Source organism: Romboutsia sp. 13368, assembly GCF_018336475.1.
Taxonomy (GTDB): Bacteria; Bacillota; Clostridia; order Peptostreptococcales; family Peptostreptococcaceae; genus Romboutsia.
Genome location: NZ_CP048741.1, coordinates 961,496 through 965,536 on the forward strand (window position 1 = coordinate 961,496; position 4,041 = coordinate 965,536).

The following is a 4,041-nucleotide window of genomic DNA, read 5'->3' on the forward strand; positions in this document are numbered from 1 at the left end:
GAAAGTAGGGAATATTAGTGAAATACATAAAATCAATATTATCAATGATGTTAGTTACAATATTTATAATAACATCGGGAATAAATGCAAGTGCATTAGAAATAAGTGACCTTGAAAGTGGAGTATATACAGTACAAAATGATGTACAACATGAAAGTGAAGTAGGAATGAGTATGTCAAGAAGTTACTTAGATCCAACAATGAAGATAAAAATCAAAGATGGTAAAGCATATTACACTATTAAATTTTCTGGAGCAAACTACATGGAAAATCACAGAATATCAGTAAATGGTAAATCAGTAAGTTTAGATGTAGTTAGTAAAGATTCAGTAAATCATACAATAGAATTTGGTTTTGAAACAAATAAAATAAACCCAACTATTAAAGCTAGTATGTATGTGGGTCCTATGGGAAGAGACGTTGAATTTGGAATAATAACTAAAACAAGTACTTTAAAATTAATAGAAAAAATAGAAGAACCTAAAAATGAAACAGTTAAAAAAGATGAAACTAAAGTAGAAACTAAGGAAGAAGAAAAACAAGAAGTATTWGMRGAAACTAAAACAAATAATAATACTATATTATATGTAGGTATAGTTGCAGTAGTTGTTATAGCTGTAGTAGTATTATTCCTTATAAAGAAGGGTAAAAAATAAAATATGAAATCTAAGATTTCAAAAATTCTGATAATAATGGGTCTACTAATTTGTGTAGGCTCATTATCTATAAAAGGCTACTCAAAGTATTTGGAAAATAAGTCTACAAAAAGTTTTGAAGAAAAAATAGATAAAAATCCTAATGAACCAAAAGAAGATGATTTTAGTAATGTAAAAGCTGGAGATGAAATAGCCATTATAAATATACCAGCTATAAAACTAAATACAGTAGTAATTGAAAGTATTGAAAAAGAATATTTAAATCACTATGTGTGTCATTTTGAAAATACTGCTATGCCAGGTCAATATGGAAACTTTTCATTAGCAGGTCATAGTAGTTATAGATATAATGAGGTATTTAATGAACTTCATAAAATTAGTTTAGGTGATGAGATAATAATAAAAACTTTAAACAATGAATTTACATATATAGTAAATGATATTTTAGAAGTTAATCCGGAAGATACATATGTATTAGATCAAGACAATGAAATAAAAGAGCTTACAATAGTCACTTGTACTAATAAAGGTAAAGATAGATTAATAGTAAAAGCTAAAATAGATGATGATAAAAACAATAATAAGTAGGAGAAACATTATGAAATTAAAAAAGTATATAACTTCTATAGCTATAATAGCATGTACACTTGGTTTAACTGTAGGGTGTTCAAGTAGTGAAACAGAAGATACAAAAACTAATGAAGTAAACCAAGGTGAAGAAGTTGTAGTTGCAACATCAGTTGCAGTTACAGAAATATTAGATGAATTAGGAGTAAAAGTAAGTGGAATACCAACAACTTCTTATGAGTTACCAGAAGGAGTAAAAGGTGCAACTGAAGTAGGAGCTCCAATGAATCCAGATATGGAAATAATAAAGTCTCTTAATCCAACAGTTGTAGTTGCAGTCGATACTTTAGGTGAAGATTATAAAAAGACTTTTACACAAAATAATATACCAAGTGAGTTTGTAAATTTAACTAATTTAGATGGTTTAAAAGAAACAATAAAAACATTAGGAAATAGATTTGATAAAACTGATAGAGCTAATGAAATATTAAAAGAATTAGAAGATAAAGAAGCTGCCTTAAATAAAAAAGAAAAAAGTGATGAAAAGGTAATGATAGTATTTGGAGCTCCAGGTTCTGTAATGATAAGTACTGATAAATCATATGTAGGTAATTTAGTTGAACTAGCTGGAGGAAATAATGTATTCGCTGGAGGAAATTCTTCATTTATGCAAATTAATATGGAAGATATAATAAAAGCTAATCCAGATAAAATACTTGTAATGATGCATGCTCTACCAGATGAAACTAAAAAAACAGTAGAACAAGAACTTGCTAAAGAGTCTTGGCAAAGTATAAATGCAGTAAAAAATAATAAAATAGTTTATTTAGATACTGAATATTTTGGAATGAGTGCAAATCTAAAGTCTATAGAAGCTTTAGATATGTTAGGAGAAATATTATATGAGCAGTAAAGTAGTTAAGTTAGAAAATAATAAAAAATTAATATACATATTAATATCTATAGTAGCCTTGGCTACTATAGTTCTTTATTCAATGAAAACAGGGAGTATAGAGATAAGCTTTAATGAATTAATAAAAGGCTTAATAACTAACGATAATACTGGTAATATTGGAATAATTAGAGATATAAGATTACCAAGAATATTATGCGCAGTACTAATAGGTGCTAGTTTAGGTGTAGCAGGGACACTTTTACAAGCAGTGATGAAAAATCCTTTAGCAGATCCAGGTATTACAGGTATATCATCTGGAGCTAGTGTAGTAGCTATAGTAATTATGGTATTTTTTCCAGAATTAAATGGAATAAAACCTATAGTTTCATTTATAGGTGGTGGAGTTGCTGCTATAATGGTTTATTTAATAGCCTATGATAAAGGATTTTCATCTTTAAGAATAGTTCTAGCTGGTGTTGCTATAAATGCTCTACTTACATCTATAGCATCAATAGTTACTATGTTTAATGGTTCTGTACAAAGTAGTATTGATATGTGGCTAAGTGGAAGTTTAGCAACAGTAACTAAAGGTGATGTAAATATATTAGCAGTATGTACAATATTAGGTATAGTTTTAGCTTTAATTAGTAGCAAAACTTGTAACCTACTAGCATTAGGAGATAAAACTTCTAAAAGTTTAGGAGTAAATACCACAAAGCAAACTATAATAATATCAGCTATAGCTGTATTTTTAGCAAGTACATCAACAGGTGTAGGAGGAGTAATATCTTTTGTAGGTCTTATAGTACCTCATATAGCAAGATTTTTAATTGGTTCAAATCATAAATATTTAATACCATTTAGTGCCACATTAGGTTCAATATTATTAGTACTTGCAGATGTATTAGGTAGAAGTATGTTTAAACCTTATGAAGTACCCGTTGGTCTTGTAATGTCARTTATAGGAGCACCGTTCTTTATATACCTGCTTAAAAGGAGAAAAAGATAATGTTAAAAGGAAAAAATATAGATTTTTCATATAGCAAAGATAAAGATTTTATAAAAAACTTAAATATAGATATACCAAAAGGAAAAGTAACTACAATACTTGGACCTAATGGAAGTGGTAAATCAACATTACTTAGTATATTATCATGTTTTAATAAACCGCAAAATGGTGATGTATATTTAGATGACATGAAATTAAATAAATTAAAATATAAGGAAATAGCAAAGCATATAGCATGTGTACATCAACATAATACTGCACCGGAAGATATTGATGTAGAAACTTTAGTAAGCTATGGAAGAAGTCCTTATAAGAAAAATGTAAAAGAAGATGAAAGATTAATTGAGTTTGCAATAAATGCTACAAATCTTTCGGAGATAAGATATGAAAAAGTAATGGACTTATCTGGAGGGCAGAGACAAAGAGCTTTTATAGCAATGTCTTTAGCTCAAAACACAAAAGTATTACTGCTTGATGAACCAACAACTTATTTAGACATATATCATCAAATAGAAATATTAGAAGTTGTTAAAAAACTTAATGAAGAACACAACATAACAATAGTTATGGTACTTCACGATATCAACCAAGCTATAAAGTATAGCCATAATATAGTTATTATGAAAAATGGAAAAATTATAAATGAAGGAACTCCATCACAAATAATAGATGAAAATATTATAAAAGAGGTTTATCAAGTAGAAGGACTTATAGGAAAAGATGAAGATGAAATTTACTTCATTCCAAGAAAAGTTTGTTAGGAGTATATTATGGCTAGAATAGAAAAAGAAAAACAAACTATAAATCTTATGATAAATTTATACTGTAAAAAGAAACATAAGCATAAACATGGATTATGTGAAGGTTGTCAAGAATTATTAGATTATGCACATAAAAGACTTGATTTTTGTAAG

6 protein-coding genes are annotated in these 4,041 nt (G+C 27.7%); all 6 read left to right on the top strand.

Annotated elements, in window-relative coordinates; genetic code table 11:
- Window positions 1-17 precede the first annotated feature (17 nt).
- On the top strand, window positions 18-656 hold the full coding sequence (locus G3997_RS03855) for an NEAT domain-containing protein (RefSeq protein ID WP_296648411.1): 639 nt from the start codon (window positions 18-20) through the stop codon (window positions 654-656).
- A 3-nt stretch (window positions 657-659) separates the two neighbouring features.
- Window positions 660-1,244 carry a class D sortase gene (locus G3997_RS03860; RefSeq protein WP_296648416.1) on the top strand — a complete coding sequence of 195 codons (585 nt, stop codon included), beginning with the start codon at window positions 660-662 and terminating at the stop codon, window positions 1,242-1,244.
- 10 nt (window positions 1,245-1,254) lie between these two features.
- Complete coding sequence (gene isdE, locus G3997_RS03865; RefSeq protein ID WP_296648420.1) at window positions 1,255-2,136, top strand: heme ABC transporter substrate-binding protein IsdE; 882 nt, start codon at window positions 1,255-1,257, stop codon at window positions 2,134-2,136.
- Window positions 2,126-3,127 (top strand): FecCD family ABC transporter permease, encoded by a 1,002-nt coding sequence (locus G3997_RS03870; protein WP_296648423.1) that lies wholly within the window; start codon window positions 2,126-2,128, stop codon window positions 3,125-3,127. Before isdE ends, G3997_RS03870 begins: the two co-directional genes overlap by 11 nt.
- Complete coding sequence (locus G3997_RS03875) at window positions 3,127-3,888, top strand: ABC transporter ATP-binding protein (RefSeq protein WP_296648427.1); 762 nt, start codon at window positions 3,127-3,129, stop codon at window positions 3,886-3,888. The genes G3997_RS03870 and G3997_RS03875 overlap by 1 nt, the downstream gene beginning before the upstream one ends.
- Window positions 3,889-3,897: 9 nt before the next feature.
- Window positions 3,898-4,041: nitrous oxide-stimulated promoter family protein (locus G3997_RS11550; protein ID WP_296649331.1), on the top strand; the 144-nt coding region annotated here is incomplete at its 3' end.